The sequence below is a fragment of the Ignisphaera sp. genome (assembly GCA_038831005.1).
Classification (GTDB): domain Archaea; phylum Thermoproteota; class Thermoprotei_A; order Sulfolobales; family Ignisphaeraceae; genus Ignisphaera.
This window is the reverse complement of record JAWBKZ010000004.1, coordinates 46,214-66,527: the sequence shown is the minus strand read 5'-3', so window position 1 is coordinate 66,527 and position 20,314 is coordinate 46,214. Positions and strand designations below refer to the sequence as shown.

Below are 20,314 nucleotides of genomic sequence, written 5' to 3'. Positions count from 1 at the left end.
TGGTAAAATGAGATACGTTAAAACAGTTGAACAAATACTCAAGATAATGAATAATGTAGAACAAGTTAGAAATGTAGGTATCATAGCCCATGTGGATCACGGCAAGACAACAACAACAGATAGCCTTCTTGCAGCTGCTGGAATAATTTCATCAAGACTAGCAGGTCAAGTGCTTGCCATGGACTTCCTTGATATAGAGCAAAAAAGACAAATGACAGTAAAAGCCGCTAATATAAGTTTATACCATGAATATGAAGGAAAGCCTTACGTAATAAATCTTGTTGATACACCAGGTCACGTCGATTTTACGGGCAAGGTCACAAGAAGTCTAAGAATGATTGATGGAGCTATAGTTGTTGTAGATGCTGTTGAAGGCGTTATGACACAAACTGAAACAGTATTGAGACAAGCTCTAGAAGAAAGAGTTAGACCCCTGTTGTTCATAAACAAAATTGATAGACTTATTAAAGAGTTGCGTATGAGTTCTGATGAAATTAAACAACGATTTATCGAAATCATAAAGGATGTTAATTCATTGATTGAGACTTACGCCGATCCAGAATTTAAAAAGAAATGGATTTTAGATCCAGCACAAGGTATGGTTGCCTTTGGGTGCGCTAAAGATGCTATAGGGTTAACCGTACCAATGAGCAGAAAGAAAGGAGTAAAGATAGATGATCTTATAGAAGCTTATAGATCTGGAGATAAAGAAGTTTTGGAAGAACTTAAGAAGAAGATGCCACTACATGAGGCACTATTAGATATGGTTGTTAAATTCGTTCCTAATCCTAAAGAAGCACAAAAGTATAGAATTCCAAAGATTTGGAAAGGTGAGATCGATACGGAATTGGGTAAAGCGCTCATGGAAGCAGATCCAGAAGGGCCATTAATATTCTTTGTATGTGATATTAGATGGGATCCTCATGCAGGATTTGTAGCAACTGGTAGAGTATTTTCGGGTACAGTATACAATGGTCAGGAAGCATATCTATTAAATGCAAGAACTACACAAAAAATACTTCAAGTAAGTCTATACATGGGGCCCTATAGAGAGGTAGTAGACAGGATTCCTGCAGGAAATGTAGCAGCCGTCTTGGGTCCAGATCTAGCTAGAGCTGGAGAAACAATAATAGAACCCAAAATAAAAGACATTACAACACCGTTTGAGAGATTAAGATACGTATCTGAACCTGTTGTCACTATGGCCATTGAGCCCAAGAAGACGACCGATATAACGAAGCTTATTGATGCTTTAAGGAAAATGAGTATTGAAGATCCTAATTTAGTTGTTAAAATTAATGAAGAAACTGGAGAATACCTTGTGTCAGGTATGGGACATTTACATCTTGAAATTGTTCTAACGCTACTCAAGGATAGATTTGATTTAGAGGTGGATACATCACCTCCGACAGTAGTGTACAGAGAGACCATACGCGCTAATAGTCAAGTTGTTGAAGGTAAATCGCCAAATAAGCATAATAGATTTTATATAAGTGTTGAACCTTTAAACAACGAAACACTCCAACTAATACAGCAGGGCACAGTATCTGAGGATATGGATTCACATAAACGTGCCAGAATCTTGCATGACGAAGCCAACTGGGATTACGATGAAGCTCGTAGAATATGGGCCATAGATGAAAACATTAACGTATTCGTAGATAAAACGTCAGGTATACAGTATCTTAGAGAAGTTAGAGACACTATTATCCAAGGATTTAGGTTAGCCATGAGGGAGGGACCACTTGCTGCTGAACCTGTTAGAGGAATTAAGGTTGTGTTACATGATGCATTAATACATGAAGACCCTGCACATAGAGGTCCAGCACAGATATATCCAGCAGTAAGAAATCCTATATTTGCAGGGATATTATTGTCGAGACCAACTTTACTAGAACCTATACAAAAAATTGAAATAAAGTTCCCACTAGACTTTATGGGACCTGTTTCTAGCGTTATAACAAGGAAAAGAGGTAAGATACTAAATGTAATACACACTGTAGGTAATATCGTAAAAATGATTTGCGAAGTACCTGTTGCAGAATCAGCTGATTTAGCTAACGAACTCCGTAGCTCTAGTGCCGGTAAAGCATTTTGGGGCACAGAGTTTAGCGGATGGTTACCTGTTCCAGATTCCATGTTGCTAGACATAGTGAAAAAAATAAGACAAAGAAAAGGACTAAAACCTGAACCACCAAGACCAGAAGACTTCTTATCGCTATAACCTTTGCAACAAATATTATTAATCATGACGAATATTTAACAATACCTACAACATTATTATCAGATTGTTTTCCTCTACTGAAAACCATTATAATTAATCTTACTATATTCTGATACCTTAAAAATGTTTAGAGCAGGACTACGTGGTAGGGGTGAGGAGTTTCTAACTCGAAATATTAAAGCTTTAGAAGATTCTGGGCATAAAGACTGTAGTGTTTCTAGATCCTCATGATTATAGAACATTCAAGAAAAAGGTATCTGAAGAAGATCTTAATTATTCATTTGAGGCAACACATTACTTAGAGTTCATAGAACCTATTATCGAGAGGATTAAAAGGGCAGGTTAAAGAAGTTAAGGGTTAAGGTCTCATATAATGATCCTTGCAACATTACACGATGCATTAATGTCTTTTCACATTCAGAATCAGCCTCGTGAGTTATTTGAGGCTGTTGGAACAGAAATAGTAGAAATGCCTAGAAATAAGCTTAATACATATTGTTGTGGTTCAGGAGGAGGTATTATATTTACATTTCCACAGTTAGCTCTTAACTCTAGAAGACGTCTCGAGGAAGCGACTAGTATAGGAGTAAAGAAGCTTATTATATCGGTCCATATTGTGTAGGAGTATTTTGTAAAGTAGCTTCAGAGTATAATCTAGAGATCATAGATCATAGATATTATCGAGTTTCTGGATACAGCTCTTGAACGATTGTGATAGTATGAGTATACGAAATATACAGTTAATTGATTATGATGCAATTGAAATGGTTAAAAAGATTTTAACAAAGATTCGGGACCAGAATTGGTTGCGGAGATTCAGCACTTCTTGTAGCCTATTCTAGAGATGATGCTACATATCTTAAATTTGGATGTAAGTTGAGATCTCAATCAATTTAGTTGACATATAACTCCAGGAATGATTGTAGCTCAATTATATGAATATCTGAGATATTATAAGCTAGTTTCACTACTATATTCTAACGGATCCTGTGCTTGGAGATCCTGACGAAGCTGATCCAAAATACAAGAGGGGGCTATTGTTTATCCAATACAGAGCCGACATTACACAATGTTCGAATTAATGATAGCTGGTCATCCAACGGATCCTAGAATAATTAAAGAGACAAACCCTAGATAGACGCCGAGGTTGTGAGAAGCGTTGGTTAGGCTTAACTTAAGTTTTTTAGCTTGTTTGTATCACTATATGACTTTATTTCTTTAAACATCTTCCTTACTCTATCTCTATACTCATTCTCCTATGCCAATATAGTTTCCTTCGAGTATTTCCTCTTAGCAATTCTCTGTAATATTTTCATACACAACCATAGAAGAACTGGTGAAATTGGCATAATACCAAAATATAGGGAGCTTGATTAAAAACTTAAACAAGTACTCGACTCAGATGGTATTATGCATCCGGGTGCGTTGTGAAGGTGTATAGATATTATATGTGCTTAGATAAAGATTCTCTTGAACTTACCCTTATACATCTAGTTTATCCAGATCTAGCTACACCATATTTAGCATCAAATCTGAGTCCAAAAACCTTTATCTAACACGTTCTTCTAGTTCGTGCAAAATTGCAAGTTTATGCAATACGAATTCTTAATTCCGGTATATTTATAATAATAAATACCATACTTAATGAACTCTATACTGGTTAAGAATTATGGACTTAGGTTAACATATATTTAATTATATATCAGTATATCAATAAATCTAGGAATCTCCATAAAGTTGTACTACTGTTCCTCCAGCCTTTATTATTTTTTTCTTAGCATTTTCTGAAGATTTGTAGACTATTACCTTTACTGGATGATTTATTTTGCCTGTACCAACAATTTTTGTAATACCCATACTACTTAAATCAACAATTATTTGCCCATTCTCGTATACGGCTTTATTACTTGTAATAAGTTTTGTTGCAAGTTCATCGAGCTGTTTTAGATTTATTATGTTTGTTTCCACAATATGTTCAGGGCTTCTGGGTGTAAATCCCTCTTTACCATACCAATCTCTAAAGTATTTAATAGTCCATGACCATTTATGTTTATGCATACCAACAGCGCCTCTTCCACCTCTAGATCCAGATTTTCTATGCTGTCCTATGCTACCCCATCCACGGTTTCTGTATCCATGCATCTTTCTACTCTTTTTTTTACTTCTAACAACCATTTATATCATCCTCAGAAGAAGTTCGTTTATTTCTTTTCCCCTATACCCTAACTCACCGCCATCTTTGTAGGGTCTCCTTATACTTCTTTTAAAACCTTTCTTGGGGGGATGCAACCTGAATACTGGTTTAATACCTTTATCTTCAAGTTGGTGATACAATATTTGTCCCCCAATTATAGCTTTTGCTAAGGTATCTATTGATTCTAAACCTATATTTTGTTTTACGTATTCATCTGTCAAAGGCTTATTTCCTATAACTCTACCTCGTTTCCTAAGAAGTTCTATCAAGATTTTTTCATCTATTTCTCCCCATGTTATCCAGTCCTTAACCACATTAAGCATACCTTCTATAGATGGTGTCTTCGGATATATGACACAGCTATACTTCCTTATCAGTCGTAGTAGCATTAGCGTGTATTCTACATCATAGGGTATTCCAACTGTACCACGAATTCTTATAATTGCATATACCTTGTAGGGCTCTACATTTACTCCCATACCTTCTTACCCCAGTCGAGAGGTGTAACAAATCCATTCGTATTTCTGAGAGCTATATAGGTTGCTTTAGCAAAGTTTAATGTAGTTCTTGTTTCACCACTAGTAAAACACCATACATCTTTTATACCTGCTAACGATAGAAGTTTTTTAGCTATTTCACCTGCAACAAGACCCGTGCCTAAAGGTGCTGGTATGAATTCTATCTCAACACTGCCAGCCTTTCCTGCAACTTTATAGGGAACTGAATGAGGTATACTGCATCTACATTCCCAGCTTCCGCAACCTCTTCTAACAGGCACTATATTGAGTTTAGCATCTATGATAGCTTTCTCTATTGCTGCTCTAAGTTGTCGTGCCTTGCCTATGCCAAGCCCTAGATACCCATTTTCATTACCAACAGCTACGACAACTCTGAACCTAGAAATTCTTCCAGCATCTGTCATCTTCTGTACAAGCACAACATCAAGTATCTCTTGCTTCAAGTTAGGAAGTAACATATCAATTATTTCAGGCTCCATAATTATTGCATTCATAGCGAATATTTGATCTATGGATGTTATCTTACCCTCTTTCACAAGTCTTCCTATATAGGTTCGAGGCATCCATGACTCAAGACTCATAATCCAACACCTATTGTAAGTTGTTTAATCAAATCTTTTGCTATACTTGATTCTTGTATATGGTCATAAATGGACATAATTTTGTTACGAAGAGCTTCAAAATGTATTGGCAACTCTCTTGGATCCAAACCATTTCTCAAGATAGCACTGAACTGTCTCTGAAACTTTTCTGGCGATGATTCACTAAGCATCTTAGCATAGTCCGCTATAACTTTACCAGTAATTCTATCCTCTGATGGAAGTACCTCTTCCGAGCAATCTATCATAATGTCCGCATCTTCTATACCTTTTATTGCAGCAAATATTTTAGAGCCTTTTACAGGTCTATGAAGACCTATGTCAGGTATAGCATAATCTATACCAAGTTTTTTGGCTCTAAGTCCCGCTAAAAGTCCTGTTAGATATGCGGCTGGCGTATTCTTTGTTCCAGCTTTCCATCCAAACAATTCAACAAGTTCATAGCTATGAGCTGAAGCGATAGTGTAATCACCTATAGGTGTAGGATAAACAAACTGTACAATTATGTATTTATTCGTTTTCCTTACAACTGCTCTAATCTTTCTACTTTTAATTATTTCGTAGCGTCTATAATAATCAGTTTTACCTTCTCTTCTCCTCCTCTTTGGAACTTTGTAATTAGCTCCTATAGCCATAGTCTATACACCTAAATTATTACTTAAAGTTCTGTGGAAGGAGACCATGATCTTTCATATACCTCTTAAGAGAAGATAAGCTATCGAATGTACCACCTTTGGCCTTTCTATAAAGTATTCTATAAGTTCTACTGTCTATAATATTATTGTCTCTTAACCATTTTAGGAAAGCTCTTATCTTCCTGATTCTGTAAACCCATTTATACTTATGATCGGTTCTAGCCCCAGCCTTTCCTTTTCTTCTACCTGCTCCTCTATGTCTTCCTTCTTTTCTAGCCTCATGAAAGATTTTCCATCTACCCCTGCTATTCCTCCTAGAGAGTTCAGCATATATAATACCGTCCTTAATAAGGCTTCTTATATCATCCTTTGTTGTAGCGTTCACTATTTTATCTATTTGCTCCATGTTGAAGGCTATTCGAGACTCGCCAACACCTAGAATTTCTGCGGCTAATCTTCGTTGATAGCTCAGATCCATGATACTCACCTAGGCATTTGCTATTTTAAACCCTCTAGATTTAGCTACCGAGATAATTTCCAGTCTCTTTTTTAAGCTTACAGATGATGCTATGTACACTATATGCTTTTTTGGATCTAGATTAAGAAGGACTTTAGAATTACTTATTACTACAGGTTCCAGTCCTGATGGATGAAGGTATCTAAAACTTAGTGGCGTACCATATCCAGATTTAACTACTGGTGGGTACCCCTTTAATGAAAGTCTCATTGGGTTATCTTTGCCACGTGGTTTCCTCCACTTTAAGTTATTCTCAAATTTCTTAAACTTCCACCATATGTTTCGTAGAAATTTAGGTCTATCAACTCTAATGCTTACAGCTTTTTTAATACTCTTTCTTCTAGCTCTCAACTGCTTCAATATATTTTTTCTTTTATCGAGAATATCTTTCAGACTTGTTTCAGCACTCATTCTGCAACACCTTTTTCATATATGTAGATACCGTCGACAAAAATTCTTCTATCCTTATCCTTAATACGTGTGGCAAGTTCTATGTTTGCAGCTGTTTGTGAAACCTTCTCGATATCTAATCCTTCAACTACAATATCTTTACCATCAACTTTGACTTTAACACCTTCTAGTATTTTGGCTTTTCTAGGGCTTCTCTCACCGAGAAAGTTTTCAACTATAACTTCATTACTAGAGACTTTAACTGTAGCTGGAAAGTGAGATGTAACGATCTTTAATTTATAGCGCCAACCCTTCGTAACACCTACGATCATGTTCTCTATATGAGATGCTATAGAGTATAGAAGAGCTTTTCTCCTACTATTGGCAAAAAAGGTCTCAAGAACAATCTTATTTTCTTCAATTCTCATAATAATACCGTGTGCATATCTGAAGTCACGCTCAATAGAACCTTTAGGTCCGGATATCCTCACTTTTTTATCATTTATCTCGATCTTTACATTATCGGGGATAGTTATTTTCTCACAAAGATGTACAACTTTATTCATATCATTCACCTCAGTATTCTACTCCAATATCTTATTTAGTATACATATGCAAGTAATACTCCTCCTATTTTCTGTTCTATTGCTTCTCTATGAGATATAACCCCTTGTGATGTCGAGATTATAAGTATACCAATGTCTCTTGAAGGTAGATATTTCTGCAACCATTGCGGCATCTCCATCAATTCTCTATATCTAACAGACCATCTAGGCTTAATTGCACCAGCTTTATTTATTCTACCTAGTAGCTGGACGACTATTTTGCCCCATCTACCATCATCGACGTATTCGAATTCACCGATATAGCCGTATTTCTGCATAACCCTTAATACACGTATTATGAGTTTTGATGTGGGCCATATGATAGCCTCACTTTTTCTTCTCATTTCAGCATTTACTAGTGTTGTAAGGGCATTTGCAAGAGTATCAAGTACAACCATGTTGTCTCGCCTAAACATTAGTTATATTTCCTAAATCCTATAGCTAGAGCTACTTCTCTAAAGCATTGCCGACATAGATACATGTTGTACTTTTGTATAACTGCATCACTATTACCACAACGCTTACATACTTGAGTACCTCTACCATGTCTTCTTTCAGCTTTAGGTCTAAACTTACTCATGAGCATCACCTAAGCTCTAGTTATCTTTACACCAAATAAAAGTTCCATAAGAAGCATTCCTTCTTCTTTTGTTACCCTATGCCTTCTAGGCATAATTCCTCTTTTCAACCTTCTTCGGGCAACTCTGTAACCTTTTCGTTCAATTGTGACTGCTACATCCATACCAAATATACCTATGTTTGGATCATATCTTGAACCAGGAAACAATAAATGTTCTTTTATTCCAAATGCAACATTTCCATAAGGATCAAAACTTTTCTCGCTAAGAGTATTATTTATTGCTATAAGTGCATCACGTAAGAATCTATAGGCCTCAGTCCCTCGTAGAGTTACTACTGCAGCTATAGGCTGTTTCTTACTTATACCAAAACTCTTTATTGTTTTCTTTGCTCTCCTTATGCTTGGTTTTCTATTGGTTAACCGTTCTAATAGTATAGTAGCTTTATCTAATCTCTCTTGAGCCGCTCCTACCGATATATTTATAGTGACTTTAGATATGAAAGGAATCAGCATAGGATTCCTTTGCCATTTCTTGAGCATGCTTTCAACCATTTCGTCTGACAGAATTGTACTTTTGAATGATTGTGGTAATATCCTAGGATATATGGAACTACTGCCTATACCGACTTCTGTAGACATGGATTTCACCCTTCATAAAGCTTTATTAAGGGCTTCTCTTCACCTATAACCATTACGTAATCTAGAATTGTTTGAAATCTATGTCCTGATAAATCTTCAAGAGTTATTAGGGCATGTTTTCGTTTCATTCCGGTCCTTTCATTTATGTTTATTATCTTACCAATTCGTCCAACATTTCTTCCATCTATAACTATGGCGAGTTTATTAACTTCTAAAGGTATGTGCTTGATTATTGTTTGTGAAGGTATTTCTATAAGTAACGTATCATATGTTTTATAATTAATTGGTTCGCTTTGGAATCGCTTAATGACGATGTTTCTGCCATCGTGTAGATTGAGCTGTATGTTACCGTCCTTAACAAGAGTTTTATTTTCTATACGTACAAGTTTTAATCTTGCCTCTTCTTCTGGTATATTCACATACCATAAGTATTTTACTGGATATGGTACAATTCTTATACTTTTATCGGCTTTAGAAATTTTAACAATATCCATAAGACCTACAGGAAACTTATAATCTCTTCTTACAATACCATCTACATAAACATTCCCATCAAATATTACTCGCTTGGCTTCTCTAGCGTTTTCAGCTATTTTAAGAACATCTCTAATTAGTATCAATAACGGTATGCATCTATTTAGCGGATGAGGACCAGGATTTGGCTTGATAACCCATACATATTCCTTTCTTAGGATAGGCCAAAACGTGGGTGCGGTTAGACTTTTGAGGTGTTGTGACATTCCTTTCTTTGCCATATATTTTTCACCTACACCTACTACTTTACTTACTCTCAGATAGAGGCTTTGCCTTACCTAGTTCAATAAGTTTATTCCGTGTCTCATATCTTCTCTCAACGATTCTTCTGCGAACATCATCTACTTCACCAAGTTTTACTATCATAACTTTTGATGAACTTATCGGATAGAAAACATCAGTGCCATCTGATTTCTTTATTGTCACTCCTTCAACATGTACCTTAGCTCTCTTTAAGTCTACCTTAACGACTTTGCCTTCATGTCCTTTCCAATCGCCACGCATGATTCTTACAGTGTCACCTTTGCGCACAATTAGACGCTTTATTCCCAATTCTTTCCGAAGTTCGGGTGATAGTGGCGCATTTAACAGATGCCATCTCAGATGTAATGATGAGCTATATAGTGCTTTTCTTTGTTTTCTAGGTTGTTTACTTGAGGAAAAAACCATTAAAATCACCTTATTCAAATAACCATGGACACTAAGTTCGCTATTTGCGTCCAGCGTTCCACAGCTTCTTTTGCTACAGGACCTCTTACTTCCTTACCTTTGGGTTGTCCATCAGGTGTCACTATAACACATGCATTATCTTCAAATGTGAGCCATGTACCATCAGGTCTTCTAAACGGCTTCTTCTGTCTGACAATTATACCTCTGAATATCTGTCCAACCATATCGGGTTTTCCTTTTTTAACAGTTACTGTAACCATGTCACCTACTGTTGCAAAGGGCACTCTTCTTAATCTTGTTTTAACATCTATAATGCCTATGACCATGACCTCTTTAGCTCCACTATTATCGGCAACATTAAGTCTAGTGCCTATGGTTATACCTGCAACTCTCCTCCGTCTGGGTGTTGCTGCACCTAGTTTAGCTCTTTTTACAGCCATAAACCACACCTATTGAGCAATTCCAAATGAGTGTTTAAGAATACCTAAAACAACAAATGCGGTACTTTTGGCTAAAGGACGTGTTTCCCCAATAAGAACTATATCTCCCTCTTTTACAGAAATGCAGGGCGGACAATGAGCATGTATTTTACTTCTTCTTTTTTCATAACGTCTATATTTTCTAATCCATACAGTATATTCTCGCTCAACAGTTACGGTATTTTTCATTCTAGCTTTAACGATCTTTCCAACTATAAGCATCCCTCTAACTTTTATATGGCCATGCCAAGGACATTTCAAGTCATCACAAGACTTTTCAGGCAGTTTTAACCCTGGATACACAATACCTATGTTTCTAGCTTTTGCTGAGTGGCTCATGATTACAGCACCTTTGACTTATAGCATCTTATTTTCCTATCTTTTTAAGCCTATCCTCTGGTCTACCATATAAAAGCGTACCATCAACTGTTACCCATTCATTAGTAGGTAGGAGGAACTGAAATACTCCATAATGCTTTGGTATCCTTACTAATTTTCTAGATTTCATATCCACAATGACTATAGTATTTAGTGTTTCATCTACCACCAAGCCTCTTCTACCTACAAGCATAGGATCTGAATGGGATAACACCTTAATAGTTAATCCTATTAATTCGTGATAAACTACGTTATTTTTGTTGTGCCTCAACGGCTTTCCCTAGATTTTTCTCTTCATTCAGTACTGTTAATATTCTAGCTATATTCTTTCTAACGATTTTAATTCTAGCAGTATTCGTTAATATTCCTGCACGAGCTTGTGAGTATAACCTTATCAATTCCTTTCTTAATTCATTTAATAAGTTTATTTTCTCCTCGGCATTCATTGAACGTATCTCTTTAGCTTTCAAAGGTTTATCGCTCATCCTCTTCCACCATTGTTAACAATTTTGCTTGCTTGTTCTGGTGAAACAATCTCTACATAATCAATTGTCGTACCAGGCCTTGTTATTAGAACCTCAACACCGAATATTCCGGGTTTTAGAAGAACATGTGCTATAGCCCTATCAACAAGGAATAGGCTTTGTTCGCCAGACTTATAGACTTTACCAGCTTTGATCTTTTCGTATCTTGCTCTTTCGGCTACAAGTTTACCACTAATAACTATTTCACAACCAAGTGCACCAGCTCCCATAATCCTCCTAACAGCAACAAAAGCCGCTCTTCGGAAGTGTATTCCTCTCTCCAAAGCTAACGCGATATTAAATGCAACTACACGTGCATTCAGATCAGGATCACTTACTTCAACAACTGTTATCTGGGGACTCTCTATATGGAATATCTGTTCAAGAATTGCTTGAATAACTCTTAGATTCTGTCCACGTCTACCTATTATTAGTCCAGGTCGCGCAGCATATATTATCACACGTGTGCCTAAAGGGGTTCTAATAAGATCAACACCAGCGTATCCTGCACGCCAAAACTTGCTAGCGAGATATTCATCTACACCAACTTTCTTAAGCCCTTGTTCAATAAAGTACCTTTTGACGTTAACCATACAGGTTTACACCTCTGCTACAATAACTTCTATGGATGTATGTGTTTTGAACCGAGGTGTTGCTCTACCGAATGCACGAGGTGTCCACCTCTTCAAATAGTAACCTTTATGAGCAGCTATATGAACTATCTTTAGTTTTGATGTATCAAGTCCTTTTACGTTAGCATTATTCTCTACATTATCTAAAAGTTTCAGTAGGTATTTACATACTTTTACAGGGTATCTACCTATAGGAGATCCCCACTTCCTCCAACGATTAGCTAGTCCTCGTTTATGTGCAATACTTAGTTTGTACCTCACGTATGGTATAGGCTCCTTTAATTCAATAACTTTCCTAAGTAGATCTTTAGCCTCATTTAACATCATACCACGAATAATCTTACATACTTCATATGCCTCCTTAAACGATATCGGAGCATCTCTAATGACAGCTTTAGCTACCTTATTTTCATCTACTATACTGATTATTCGTGGATATCGCCATACGGGCATTTAATTATATCACCAGGTATTATCCTATTATGAGCATCACTATTTAGTATGCGATAAAACTCACTGAAAATCTACTTAATAAGTCTTTTGAGCCCTATCATAATTGGGGTCCGGTATTAGATCATGATATTCAAGACTCAACATAATTACAAACTTGTTACAGAATATTTTTGGAATTATCATTTAACGTTTTATATTCCTTTCATCAACACTGTATAGTGATATAGTGATAAGTTATGCTTTCATTAGTGTGGAGCTTACCTACCGCAATAATAGTATTATCGTTTTTGTATGGTCTGACTACTGTTTATAGTGCTATAAAGGATCTCAAAAAAAGCATCTGGGTTGATATAGAAGTAAACGATGATACTTTCCATATGCCTCATGTAGCTATAGTAATTCCTCTTTATAAAGAAGACAAAGAATCCATAGAGGAGACCTTCAAAAGTATTTTGAACCAAAGATACCCTCTCGACAAAATAACTGTTTATGTAATTCTTGAAAATGGTGATGATCAGACTAAGAAGTATGTTGATGAAATATATAAAGTGATTTCAGAAATGGGAATATCAATACACATTTACATAAATGATGGAAATAGAGTAGGCAAGGCAAAAGCTATGAATGGAGTATTGAATAGAATAATTAATGAAAAGAATAGTATCGTAGTGGTACTCGATGCTGGAGATAAAATTAACGATAGCTATTACATATACAAATGTATTGAGTTATTGAAGAGAGGTTACAAGATAGTAGGAGCAAAAGTCTATAGAGTGGGTAATGGAGTTATAGCGAGACTTTCATACATAGACACAATTCTATGGTACAACATAAGTTTTCCAGGTATACACACCATAACAAAGGTTCCATTTCTAAGTGGTGAAGGTTTAGCGATATCTGTGGACTTTCTAAAGGATGTTGGGGGATTTCCTGAGGTATTAGCAGAAGATGCGTATATAGCAATGTTGAGTTTTATAAAGAGTGAAAAAGTTGCATTTTTAAATAGTGTGGTGTTGGAGGGTGCTCCATCAACTCTTGGAAGTCTCGTTAAACAGAGGCTGAGATGGTATAGAGGAGGAATAGAATGCTTGAAGGAATTCGTATTAAAGTATTATAAAAATGTAGATAGAGGGAGAGCTGTAGCTATAATTATAGCGTATCTACAGATTGCAGCTTTAACAGCCCCAGTTATTTCATTAATAGTAGTCCTAACATCGATGTTCGTTACGGTGCCACATCCTGTACAATTACTTGCTAAAATAGAGCTTGTATCAATACTTGTATCTCCAATATTTCTGTACATTACAAATAAGGTTAGAGACCCGGTAATATTTTTAGCTCCTTTTAGTTGGATTCTTCAAAGCATGTTAGCTTTAGTAGCATTACTACCTATAAGAATTTCATGGCTGAAAACATCAGCACGTAGTAAAGTTTACGTAAATTCTATGGGTTATAATAGGAAGACCGTTGGTCTATAAAGGATTTATACCTCAACTTTCACATTCTGGATGGGTGAATACTATGGCAAAAGTTTCCGTAAACAAAGAGCTATGTATAGCTTGTGGTGTATGTTGGGCTCTAGCACCAGATGTATTTGAGTTAGATCCAGCTACAGGAAAAACTAAAATAAAGCCTCCATATCTAACCAAAGATACTGAGAGCGTGAGTGAAGGAAGTTTACCAGACAACATTGTTGAAACGACAAAAAACGCTGCAAGTTCCTGTCCCACGGGGGCAATATCTGTAGAGTAAAATACGGATTATCTATCTGTATGCTACACGTAGTAGTACTCAACAGTCAATAATTTTTATTCTACCCGCATACTTATCAATATCATAAATAATTTCTCTCTCCTTAAGCGAAATAATGTATTGAGCTATCTTTTCTTGATCAATCCAATTCCCATAAGCTCTTCCTTCACCAACTAACTTAAATAAATAACGTTTCATATTATTGTCAATAGATCTAAACCTCACTGAAGAGAGAGGTGTGCCAGGTAAAGGAATGAATGTATGTAGATGTATACGCGCTTTATATTTCTTTAACCTGTTTATCAGATTGATTGTCTCGATGATGTCGTTATCATCTTCGAATTCAAGGCCCAGAATAAGATCAACATCAACTTCAAAACCATTTCTCGTGAGAATATCAACAGCATTAACTATGGTGTCAACATCATGTCCTCTATGAATTTTGTGCAAAATTTTTTTAGAGCCACTTTGTCCTCCAATAATTATTCTCTTATTGTCTACAAGTTTTCTAATATCTTTTACTATATTCTCTTCAACGGAATCAGGTCTTACCTCGCTAGGAAATGTTCCAAAAAATATTCTGCCGCCATACGAATTAGTTTGCTCCCTTAGTTTCTGCAATAGTTCTAACAATTTATCTGGAGCTGGTTCTATTCCATCACTACTTCCATAACCAAATGAATTAGGAGCAATAAACCTCAAGTCCTTCAAACCTTTTTCCATCATTATTTTTGAATAGTATACAATATTTTCTATGCTTCGATATCTGGGTGGCCCAAACATATAGCTAACTTGACAAAAGTAACAGGAAGCACTACATCCACGCATTATCTCTATAGGATTAAATAGATTACGCCAGTATGGGAATGGAGGATAAGTATCAAGATTTATGAGAGATCGTCTTCTTATTACCAATCTATCGCCCTCCATGTAGGCTGTTCCACATACTTTTGGATCTTCATTACTATCTATAGCTTCAAGAATATCGATTAATGTTGCTTCTCCTTCACCATAAACAACTAAATCGAATCCAAGCTTAGTTAAGGTACCTAGGGGATCTCCGGAGGCATGGGGTCCTCCGGCAATGTATAGTGCATCAGGTAAAATCTGTTTTATAGCTGTTAAGACCTGAAGAATATCATCTATCTGATGAGTCATGAATGTAAATCCAATAACAATTTTACGACATTTTCTCTTCATATCTAAAACATCTTCTAGAACACTATAACCATTATCGAATCTCAATAGGTATACCTTAACTGAACTATAGTAAGTTTCTACAGCGGCTGTCAATACATTAACAGTATATTTGTTACTCTTTCCATATAATATAGCTAAACATACTTCATACATATACATCTACTTTATTATGAACCCTACTGAATCCTTACGGTAAACTTTAGTTATGATGAGCAGCTTTATATACTTAAAGTTGAACCTAGAAAGACTAGAGGAATAACATAGCTATGTAGTTAATTGGATGCAGACAATGTTATTCGATAGATATGGAAGACCATTAAGGACACTAAGAATAGTCATAAATAATGAGTGTAACTACAGGTGTATTTACTGTCACAAAGAAGGAATGTATAGAAATAAAGATGAAAGGGCACTATCGTTAGAGGAATTGAAGGCTATAACAAAGATAGCATCTAAATTAGGGATAGACAGATTCAAGATAACGGGAGGCGAACCTCTGTTACATGATGATATAGTTGATATAGTGAAATGGTTAACTGAATTGAAACCTAGCGATATATCTATGACTACCAATGGATTTCACTTAGCTACATTTGCAACTCGGTTAGCTGAAGCTGGACTACAGAGAGTGAATATAGGTCTTCCATCTCTGAATAGAAATAAGTTTAGGTATGTGACAGGCATTGATGCTCTAAATATAGTGATCAAGGGAATAGATATAGCTAAAGATGCATTCCCCAAACCTATGACGATAAACGTTGTTGTGCTGAAAAATATAAATGAACATGAGTATCTGGACTTTATAGGGTTTGCATCAAGATTTAATGCTAGACTACGATTTATAGAACTTGAACCCATAGGTGAAGGCAAGAAAGATTTCAATGAGCTGTATACTTCTCTAGACAAAATAGTTGAATTTCTTGAAGGTATAAGTATCAAAAAATACATAAGAGATGTGAACTTGAGACCCGTTTATGTGCTGGATAACGGTATTGAGGTTGAAATAGTTAGATGGTATAGAAACCATAAGTTTTGTCTCTATTGTGATAGAATTAGATTATATAGCAATAGAACATTAAAACCATGTGTAGGATTAAACGACTACATAGATCTACGGAGATGCTTAGAGCCTAAAATAGATGAAGAATGTATAGAGATGATGATGATATATATCAATAATGTTAGGAAACCTTTTTGGAGCACAAACTTAACTTAAACTTGCATCAAATAGTATTGCAATAATATTTATAGCACTAGTTATATCCATGTTAAAAGCTTTTACCTACTTTTACCTACTTGTATACTTTGCAGCATCTTATATCATATAGCAATAGGTTCGAGCCATGAATATCATATATAATGATACTGTTTCACTCAATGAAGATGTGGTCCAGATAGCCATAAGAAACGGATCAATAGATATAAACGCTTACACTAATGCATCATATGGTTTCAGAATCAATATCGACGGTTGCTGGAGTATTGTTTCCACAAACAAAAATAATCCGGAGTTGTTGAATAAATTCAAGCAAACGTCTTTAAATATCATGATGTCGAAAGAATGCGAAGGTCTTGCAGAAGCAGAACTCTATAAAGGATATGTAGAGATAGGTAAGGAACTTCCTGAAGCAGAAGACGTAGCCAGGCTCATTCATAATCTATGTGAAGAAATTAGAGGACTTAATGTAATTAGGTGCGAAATTATCGTAATATTGAAGAACGTAATCAAAGCTATTGAAAGGGATTATAATGATAGAGTGCAAGAACTAAGAAGATTTGTAGAGATAGAGATAGGGTTGCTTGGTAAATCATCACTTGGGTTACCGATCTTTTCGTCAACATATAATGCCCTCATCTCATGGAACTCTAAAGAAGTTCTGAAAAGTATAGAGAATTCTTTTAAATTAGCGGTAGATCGATTAACAAAATCGTATGGAATGAAATCTTTGAAGCCTTATCTGTATGGAAAAGCTACAGTAGTTTTGGATCATAAAGCTACTGCAGCTTTATTCCATGAAATTTCACATATGCTTGATTCTACTTATCTTTATTCACAAAAACTTTTAGGATACAAATTGGGTCCAGATGAACTAGAGGTCTACGATGAACCTTATAGCTATAGTACTCCTTCTATGAGGTTCTTTGATGATGAAGGGGTTATCACTAAGAAAAGAACACTAATTGAAAATGGTGTTGTCAGAGATCTCCATCATACTAGAAGTACTGCCAGAACTATGGGTTCTGAGCCTGGTTCTGCATATGGTTTATTCCACAAACCAGTGCCATTTCATACAGTTCTTACAATTAAGCCAGGTGACTGGAGATTTAATGAAATTCTTGAAGATACAAAAAGAGGGTTCTACGTAGAAGGTGTAGCCATGGCAACTCTAGAGGAGGGATACATAAAATTTATACCAGAATTCAGCTATACTATTGAAAATGGCGAATTTAGAGAACCCGTAAAGATTATAGAAGTTAAAATACCACTCCAAAGCATAAAAACCATTAACGCTATATCGAAAGACACTAAAGTTAGGGCATCGATAGAAAAATCATGGATAGTTTCAGAAGTAGCACCTATAATTAGTCTTGTGGCTTACATACAGTAAAGGTATTTGTTTATATAGAATAGGAGCATTATAGCGTTAAGCAGTATTAGATAGATAGTAATGTGGCTAAATGCACATACATACTTAATACTGATTCTTTCATTATCCACATATGTAATGAATTTTATCTGATCTATAAAGGAATAGTTTTTGATATCATTAGAAACTTCGATAATTATGGTTCTCACAACATCTTCAAAATTAGTTACACCTCTTAATATCGTTGATGGTGTTATTAGAGCAAAGGTCTCATGCCCTATGTATATCATAACGTATCTATACGTAGTTCGTTGCGATTTAATCTCTATAATAGCTTGTAAAGTTTGGGATGTAGGATTATAGATCGAAATATAATTCATGATAGATCTTACTAGAATAGATTTAACCTCGTCATAGCTCTGTTCATGATAAACAACTAAAGATTTGTTTAATCCTCGATATAAATATGGTTTGCTTAAGGAGCATCTATCTATGGATGTTTCTCTAGGAAAGTACATATAACATATCCTGAGATCTTTACAGATATCCTGTAAACACTTCCTAATATCTCTTAACCCAAGCCCAAGTTCATATAATGGTGTAGGTCGTTTTAAGTTGCTCAGAGTTTTGTATACTCTATGTGATGTTTTCTCTAAAGTAACTCCCCCTATAGATGTACCTTGTAATTCTGTCTAGTGATATGAATACCAGTTGAGCTATTTGTGCTCCGTGCTCTATCTCTATGCCATGGTTATTGAAGACTACCAGAAGGCCCTCACCTCGTCCTTCGTACCCGGGGTCCCATACAGCGGTATGTATTGTAGCGCCTATTCTAAGGAGTGTAGACCTAGGTATAGCTATTGCAATAGTGTTCTCAGGAACTTTTACGATCTCCCTATACCTGATTCTGTATCCACCTGGCGCAAGTACGTAAATGCCTTCTTCATTAGGCTTAATCTCATAAACATTAGAAAGTTTTTTCGAGTTGCTGTACAGACCACCTCTATCTACAAAACTGAACACTTCATCTAGGTGTAACTTCATACCACTACAATCAATGTTCTCTTTCAACAGACCTAGTACGGATATTAATGTCTCTGGCGATAAAACTACCAAATTAGGCACCCAATCACCTACTTATAAACCATTAAACATAAATAGTTAAGCTCATCTAATAATTACATAACATCTAATTAATCTAATCAGACTTCACTGAAATCTCTTATCATTTTATGGCAATATTTTTATAGATCTGGCGTTAGTATTTAATTTTAACATTATTGTGAATATAATATGGTAGCATCACCTAGATTTACAGGCTCCTATGGTACTTAACCACTTTCTATCATATTGTATCAATTTTAATGTGTACTAGTAACTATAGCATGGTCTGGTTGTTTTGAGCTTTGAGTAAATAAGTTCCTTATAAATGTATCGTAGATATATAGAGAATTCAAACACCTCTGTATAGCTGCTTTTCTAATCAATTGTAACTAGAGAAGATCTTTATGTTTTATTCTTTGAATGGCTTTCTATCAAGTCTTTTAACTATTGTAAGTAGCAAATGCACCGAACTTTTAATTTTAAATTATTTGGCCTTAAAGTTTGATGTTTTTCGCTATTCCAAATCTTAATGTGTAGATAAAGTAGCTAATGAACTTTATGTACGACAAAAACACTCAGAGGTAGTCCTTGATAATATTGCTGTAAATGCTGTAACTATCAATGTTGCGACACACTTATGGTTAACACGAAATTAAATTGCGTTGTAGTGATTTCCTAGGGTAATGTTGAAGCTGATGCAAATTAAGATAGATAGAACACCTACCAGAGAATCTTCTGTAGACCTAATCTGGTCATTAACTAACTCTCTAGACTAGAGTAGGTAATGTGCTTTATCAGGACAATCTGGTTAAGGAATTATATAAAAATGTTTTATTTGTGTTTGGTTATCCGCATTCTGGATAGTCGTCTGGTACTTTTGCTCTAAAGTATTTTCCTGATGCTGGATCTTGGAACAAACCTATTTTTACTCCTTTTCTACCTCTAGGTGCTAAACTCCAAACCTTCTTAGGCACAAGACTTTTTTCAGCTCCTTCAGGTGTTTTAACACTTACAGATTTACTACATGCAGCCATAACATATACCCAAATCAGAAATAGAGCAAACAAAATATATAAACATGACGTTAAGAATGTAACGAA

The 20,314-nt window shown here is 35.6% G+C and carries 28 protein-coding genes; 6 read left to right on the top strand and 22 right to left on the bottom strand.

Annotated features, from left to right (window positions below):
• Positions 1-7 precede the first annotated feature (7 nt).
• Together QXK50_05250 and QXK50_05245 are read left to right on the top strand one after the other, a co-directional pair.
• Positions 8-2,224, top strand: coding sequence for an elongation factor EF-2 (locus QXK50_05250; GenBank protein ID MEM2008570.1), 2,217 nt, complete (start codon positions 8-10; stop codon positions 2,222-2,224).
• Between the two features lie 373 nt (positions 2,225-2,597).
• Entirely contained in the window at positions 2,598-2,846 is a 249-nt protein-coding gene (locus QXK50_05245) for a (Fe-S)-binding protein (protein ID MEM2008569.1), read from the top strand.
• 1,097 nt (positions 2,847-3,943) lie between these two features.
• Here QXK50_05245 and QXK50_05240 read toward each other — a convergent pair.
• The 18 genes from QXK50_05240 to QXK50_05155 all read right to left on the bottom strand — a co-directional run bounded on the left by QXK50_05240 (position 3,944) and on the right by QXK50_05155 (position 12,570).
• A complete protein-coding gene (locus tag QXK50_05240; protein ID MEM2008568.1) occupies positions 3,944-4,399 on the bottom strand; it encodes an uL15m family ribosomal protein in 456 nt (151 codons plus the stop codon).
• Complete coding sequence (locus QXK50_05235) at positions 4,400-4,897, bottom strand: 50S ribosomal protein L30 (protein MEM2008567.1); 498 nt, start codon at positions 4,895-4,897, stop codon at positions 4,400-4,402. It abuts the gene before it with no gap.
• A complete protein-coding gene (locus QXK50_05230; protein ID MEM2008566.1) occupies positions 4,888-5,517 on the bottom strand; it encodes a 30S ribosomal protein S5 in 630 nt (209 codons plus the stop codon). The genes QXK50_05235 and QXK50_05230 overlap by 10 nt, the downstream gene beginning before the upstream one ends.
• Positions 5,514-6,170, bottom strand: a complete 657-nt coding sequence (locus QXK50_05225; protein MEM2008565.1) for a 50S ribosomal protein L18 — start codon at positions 6,168-6,170, stop codon at positions 5,514-5,516. The genes QXK50_05230 and QXK50_05225 overlap by 4 nt, the downstream gene beginning before the upstream one ends.
• Positions 6,171-6,189: 19 nt before the next feature.
• Positions 6,190-6,648 (bottom strand): 50S ribosomal protein L19e, encoded by a 459-nt coding sequence (locus tag QXK50_05220; GenBank protein ID MEM2008564.1) that lies wholly within the window; start codon positions 6,646-6,648, stop codon positions 6,190-6,192.
• A 9-nt stretch (positions 6,649-6,657) separates the two neighbouring features.
• On the bottom strand, positions 6,658-7,098 hold the full coding sequence (locus tag QXK50_05215; GenBank protein ID MEM2008563.1) for a 50S ribosomal protein L32e: 441 nt from the start codon (positions 7,096-7,098) through the stop codon (positions 6,658-6,660).
• Complete coding sequence (locus QXK50_05210; GenBank protein MEM2008562.1) at positions 7,095-7,643, bottom strand: 50S ribosomal protein L6; 549 nt, start codon at positions 7,641-7,643, stop codon at positions 7,095-7,097. The genes QXK50_05215 and QXK50_05210 overlap by 4 nt, the downstream gene beginning before the upstream one ends.
• 35 nt (positions 7,644-7,678) lie before the next feature.
• Positions 7,679-8,080 (bottom strand): 30S ribosomal protein S8, encoded by a 402-nt coding sequence (locus QXK50_05205; GenBank protein MEM2008561.1) that lies wholly within the window; start codon positions 8,078-8,080, stop codon positions 7,679-7,681.
• Positions 8,081-8,097: 17 nt separating this feature from the next.
• Complete coding sequence (locus tag QXK50_05200) at positions 8,098-8,262, bottom strand: 30S ribosomal protein S14 (GenBank protein ID MEM2008560.1); 165 nt, start codon at positions 8,260-8,262, stop codon at positions 8,098-8,100.
• Between the two features lie 9 nt (positions 8,263-8,271).
• On the bottom strand, positions 8,272-8,814 hold the full coding sequence (locus QXK50_05195) for a 50S ribosomal protein L5 (GenBank protein ID MEM2008559.1): 543 nt from the start codon (positions 8,812-8,814) through the stop codon (positions 8,272-8,274).
• A 92-nt stretch (positions 8,815-8,906) separates the two neighbouring features.
• Positions 8,907-9,656 carry a 30S ribosomal protein S4e gene (locus QXK50_05190; protein MEM2008558.1) on the bottom strand — a complete coding sequence of 250 codons (750 nt, stop codon included), beginning with the start codon at positions 9,654-9,656 and terminating at the stop codon, positions 8,907-8,909.
• A 25-nt stretch (positions 9,657-9,681) separates the two neighbouring features.
• Positions 9,682-10,104 carry a 50S ribosomal protein L24 gene (gene rplX, locus QXK50_05185; protein ID MEM2008557.1) on the bottom strand — a complete coding sequence of 141 codons (423 nt, stop codon included), beginning with the start codon at positions 10,102-10,104 and terminating at the stop codon, positions 9,682-9,684.
• A 14-nt stretch (positions 10,105-10,118) separates the two neighbouring features.
• Positions 10,119-10,544 (bottom strand): 50S ribosomal protein L14, encoded by a 426-nt coding sequence (locus QXK50_05180; protein MEM2008556.1) that lies wholly within the window; start codon positions 10,542-10,544, stop codon positions 10,119-10,121.
• Between the two features lie 9 nt (positions 10,545-10,553).
• Positions 10,554-10,922: a 30S ribosomal protein S17 gene (locus QXK50_05175; protein MEM2008555.1), complete on the bottom strand. Its 369-nt coding sequence runs from the start codon at positions 10,920-10,922 to the stop codon at positions 10,554-10,556.
• Positions 10,923-10,950: 28 nt separating this feature from the next.
• Complete coding sequence (locus QXK50_05170; GenBank protein ID MEM2008554.1) at positions 10,951-11,232, bottom strand: ribonuclease P protein subunit; 282 nt, start codon at positions 11,230-11,232, stop codon at positions 10,951-10,953.
• The gene (rpmC, locus tag QXK50_05165) at positions 11,213-11,446 is read right to left on the bottom strand and encodes a 50S ribosomal protein L29 (protein ID MEM2008553.1); all 234 of its coding nucleotides are present in this window, start codon (positions 11,444-11,446) and stop codon (positions 11,213-11,215) included. Before rpmC ends, QXK50_05170 begins: the two co-directional genes overlap by 20 nt.
• Positions 11,443-12,078, bottom strand: a complete 636-nt coding sequence (locus QXK50_05160) for a 30S ribosomal protein S3 (protein MEM2008552.1) — start codon at positions 12,076-12,078, stop codon at positions 11,443-11,445. Before QXK50_05160 ends, rpmC begins: the two co-directional genes overlap by 4 nt.
• 6 nt (positions 12,079-12,084) lie before the next feature.
• Positions 12,085-12,570: a 50S ribosomal protein L22 gene (locus tag QXK50_05155; protein MEM2008551.1), complete on the bottom strand. Its 486-nt coding sequence runs from the start codon at positions 12,568-12,570 to the stop codon at positions 12,085-12,087.
• A 236-nt stretch (positions 12,571-12,806) separates the two neighbouring features.
• On the opposite strand from QXK50_05155, the gene QXK50_05150 reads away from it, so the two are divergent.
• Both QXK50_05150 and QXK50_05145 read left to right on the top strand, forming a co-directional pair.
• A complete protein-coding gene (locus QXK50_05150; GenBank protein ID MEM2008550.1) occupies positions 12,807-14,048 on the top strand; it encodes a glycosyltransferase family 2 protein in 1,242 nt (413 codons plus the stop codon).
• A gap of 43 nt (positions 14,049-14,091) precedes the next feature.
• The gene (locus QXK50_05145; GenBank protein MEM2008549.1) at positions 14,092-14,322 is read left to right on the top strand and encodes a ferredoxin; all 231 of its coding nucleotides are present in this window, start codon (positions 14,092-14,094) and stop codon (positions 14,320-14,322) included.
• Between the two features lie 39 nt (positions 14,323-14,361).
• Here the strand turns inward: QXK50_05145 and QXK50_05140 are convergent, their stop codons facing one another.
• The gene (locus QXK50_05140) at positions 14,362-15,675 is read right to left on the bottom strand and encodes a TIGR04013 family B12-binding domain/radical SAM domain-containing protein (GenBank protein MEM2008548.1); all 1,314 of its coding nucleotides are present in this window, start codon (positions 15,673-15,675) and stop codon (positions 14,362-14,364) included.
• 136 nt (positions 15,676-15,811) lie between these two features.
• Here QXK50_05140 and moaA point away from each other — a divergent pair, with 136 nt between their 5' ends.
• Positions 15,812-16,738: a GTP 3',8-cyclase MoaA gene (moaA, locus tag QXK50_05135; GenBank protein ID MEM2008547.1), complete on the top strand. Its 927-nt coding sequence runs from the start codon at positions 15,812-15,814 to the stop codon at positions 16,736-16,738.
• A gap of 127 nt (positions 16,739-16,865) precedes the next feature.
• A complete protein-coding gene (locus tag QXK50_05130) occupies positions 16,866-18,131 on the top strand; it encodes a metallopeptidase TldD-related protein (protein MEM2008546.1) in 1,266 nt (421 codons plus the stop codon).
• Here the strand turns inward: QXK50_05130 and QXK50_05125 are convergent.
• From QXK50_05125 to QXK50_05115, 3 genes are all read right to left on the bottom strand, one after another.
• Positions 18,119-18,628: a hypothetical protein gene (locus tag QXK50_05125; GenBank protein MEM2008545.1), complete on the bottom strand. Its 510-nt coding sequence runs from the start codon at positions 18,626-18,628 to the stop codon at positions 18,119-18,121. The two genes, QXK50_05130 and QXK50_05125, sit on opposite strands and share 13 nt — an antisense overlap.
• Before the next feature lie 118 nt (positions 18,629-18,746).
• On the bottom strand, positions 18,747-19,235 hold the full coding sequence (locus QXK50_05120; GenBank protein MEM2008544.1) for a deoxyuridine 5'-triphosphate nucleotidohydrolase: 489 nt from the start codon (positions 19,233-19,235) through the stop codon (positions 18,747-18,749).
• Positions 19,236-20,059: 824 nt separating this feature from the next.
• Positions 20,060-20,248: a chromatin protein Cren7 gene (locus tag QXK50_05115; GenBank protein ID MEM2008543.1), complete on the bottom strand. Its 189-nt coding sequence runs from the start codon at positions 20,246-20,248 to the stop codon at positions 20,060-20,062.
• Positions 20,249-20,314 lie beyond the last annotated feature (66 nt).

Excerpts from the sequence above, each read along its gene's own strand:
- QXK50_05220 (MEM2008564.1), bottom strand. The coding sequence starts at position 6,648 with ATGGATCTGAGCTATCAACGAAGATTAGCCGCAGAAATTCTAGGTGTT.
- QXK50_05145 (MEM2008549.1), top strand. The coding sequence starts at position 14,092 with ATGGCAAAAGTTTCCGTAAACAAAGAGCTATGTATAGCTTGTGGTGTA.
- rplX (MEM2008557.1), bottom strand. The coding sequence starts at position 10,104 with ATGGTTTTTTCCTCAAGTAAACAACCTAGAAAACAAAGAAAAGCACTA.
- moaA (MEM2008547.1), top strand. The coding sequence starts at position 15,812 with ATGTTATTCGATAGATATGGAAGACCATTAAGGACACTAAGAATAGTC.
- QXK50_05230 (MEM2008566.1), bottom strand. The coding sequence starts at position 5,517 with ATGAGTCTTGAGTCATGGATGCCTCGAACCTATATAGGAAGACTTGTG.
- QXK50_05195 (MEM2008559.1), bottom strand. The coding sequence starts at position 8,814 with ATGGTTGAAAGCATGCTCAAGAAATGGCAAAGGAATCCTATGCTGATT.
- QXK50_05140 (MEM2008548.1), bottom strand. The coding sequence starts at position 15,675 with ATGTATGAAGTATGTTTAGCTATATTATATGGAAAGAGTAACAAATAT.
- QXK50_05240 (MEM2008568.1), bottom strand. The coding sequence starts at position 4,399 with ATGGTTGTTAGAAGTAAAAAAAAGAGTAGAAAGATGCATGGATACAGA.
- QXK50_05160 (MEM2008552.1), bottom strand. The coding sequence starts at position 12,078 with ATGGTTAACGTCAAAAGGTACTTTATTGAACAAGGGCTTAAGAAAGTT.
- QXK50_05175 (MEM2008555.1), bottom strand. The coding sequence starts at position 10,922 with ATGAGCCACTCAGCAAAAGCTAGAAACATAGGTATTGTGTATCCAGGG.
- QXK50_05130 (MEM2008546.1), top strand. The coding sequence starts at position 16,866 with ATGAATATCATATATAATGATACTGTTTCACTCAATGAAGATGTGGTC.
- QXK50_05180 (MEM2008556.1), bottom strand. The coding sequence starts at position 10,544 with ATGGCTGTAAAAAGAGCTAAACTAGGTGCAGCAACACCCAGACGGAGG.
- QXK50_05125 (MEM2008545.1), bottom strand. The coding sequence starts at position 18,628 with ATGTACTTTCCTAGAGAAACATCCATAGATAGATGCTCCTTAAGCAAA.
- QXK50_05155 (MEM2008551.1), bottom strand. The coding sequence starts at position 12,570 with ATGCCCGTATGGCGATATCCACGAATAATCAGTATAGTAGATGAAAAT.
- QXK50_05235 (MEM2008567.1), bottom strand. The coding sequence starts at position 4,897 with ATGGGAGTAAATGTAGAGCCCTACAAGGTATATGCAATTATAAGAATT.
- rpmC (MEM2008553.1), bottom strand. The coding sequence starts at position 11,446 with ATGAGCGATAAACCTTTGAAAGCTAAAGAGATACGTTCAATGAATGCC.
- QXK50_05210 (MEM2008562.1), bottom strand. The coding sequence starts at position 7,643 with ATGAATAAAGTTGTACATCTTTGTGAGAAAATAACTATCCCCGATAAT.
- QXK50_05245 (MEM2008569.1), top strand. The coding sequence starts at position 2,598 with ATGATCCTTGCAACATTACACGATGCATTAATGTCTTTTCACATTCAG.
- QXK50_05215 (MEM2008563.1), bottom strand. The coding sequence starts at position 7,098 with ATGAGTGCTGAAACAAGTCTGAAAGATATTCTCGATAAAAGAAAAAAT.
- QXK50_05200 (MEM2008560.1), bottom strand. The coding sequence starts at position 8,262 with ATGAGTAAGTTTAGACCTAAAGCTGAAAGAAGACATGGTAGAGGTACT.
- QXK50_05205 (MEM2008561.1), bottom strand. The coding sequence starts at position 8,080 with ATGGTTGTACTTGATACTCTTGCAAATGCCCTTACAACACTAGTAAAT.
- QXK50_05225 (MEM2008565.1), bottom strand. The coding sequence starts at position 6,170 with ATGGCTATAGGAGCTAATTACAAAGTTCCAAAGAGGAGGAGAAGAGAA.
- QXK50_05250 (MEM2008570.1), top strand. The coding sequence starts at position 8 with ATGAGATACGTTAAAACAGTTGAACAAATACTCAAGATAATGAATAAT.
- QXK50_05150 (MEM2008550.1), top strand. The coding sequence starts at position 12,807 with ATGCTTTCATTAGTGTGGAGCTTACCTACCGCAATAATAGTATTATCG.
- QXK50_05190 (MEM2008558.1), bottom strand. The coding sequence starts at position 9,656 with ATGGCAAAGAAAGGAATGTCACAACACCTCAAAAGTCTAACCGCACCC.
- QXK50_05115 (MEM2008543.1), bottom strand. The coding sequence starts at position 20,248 with ATGGCTGCATGTAGTAAATCTGTAAGTGTTAAAACACCTGAAGGAGCT.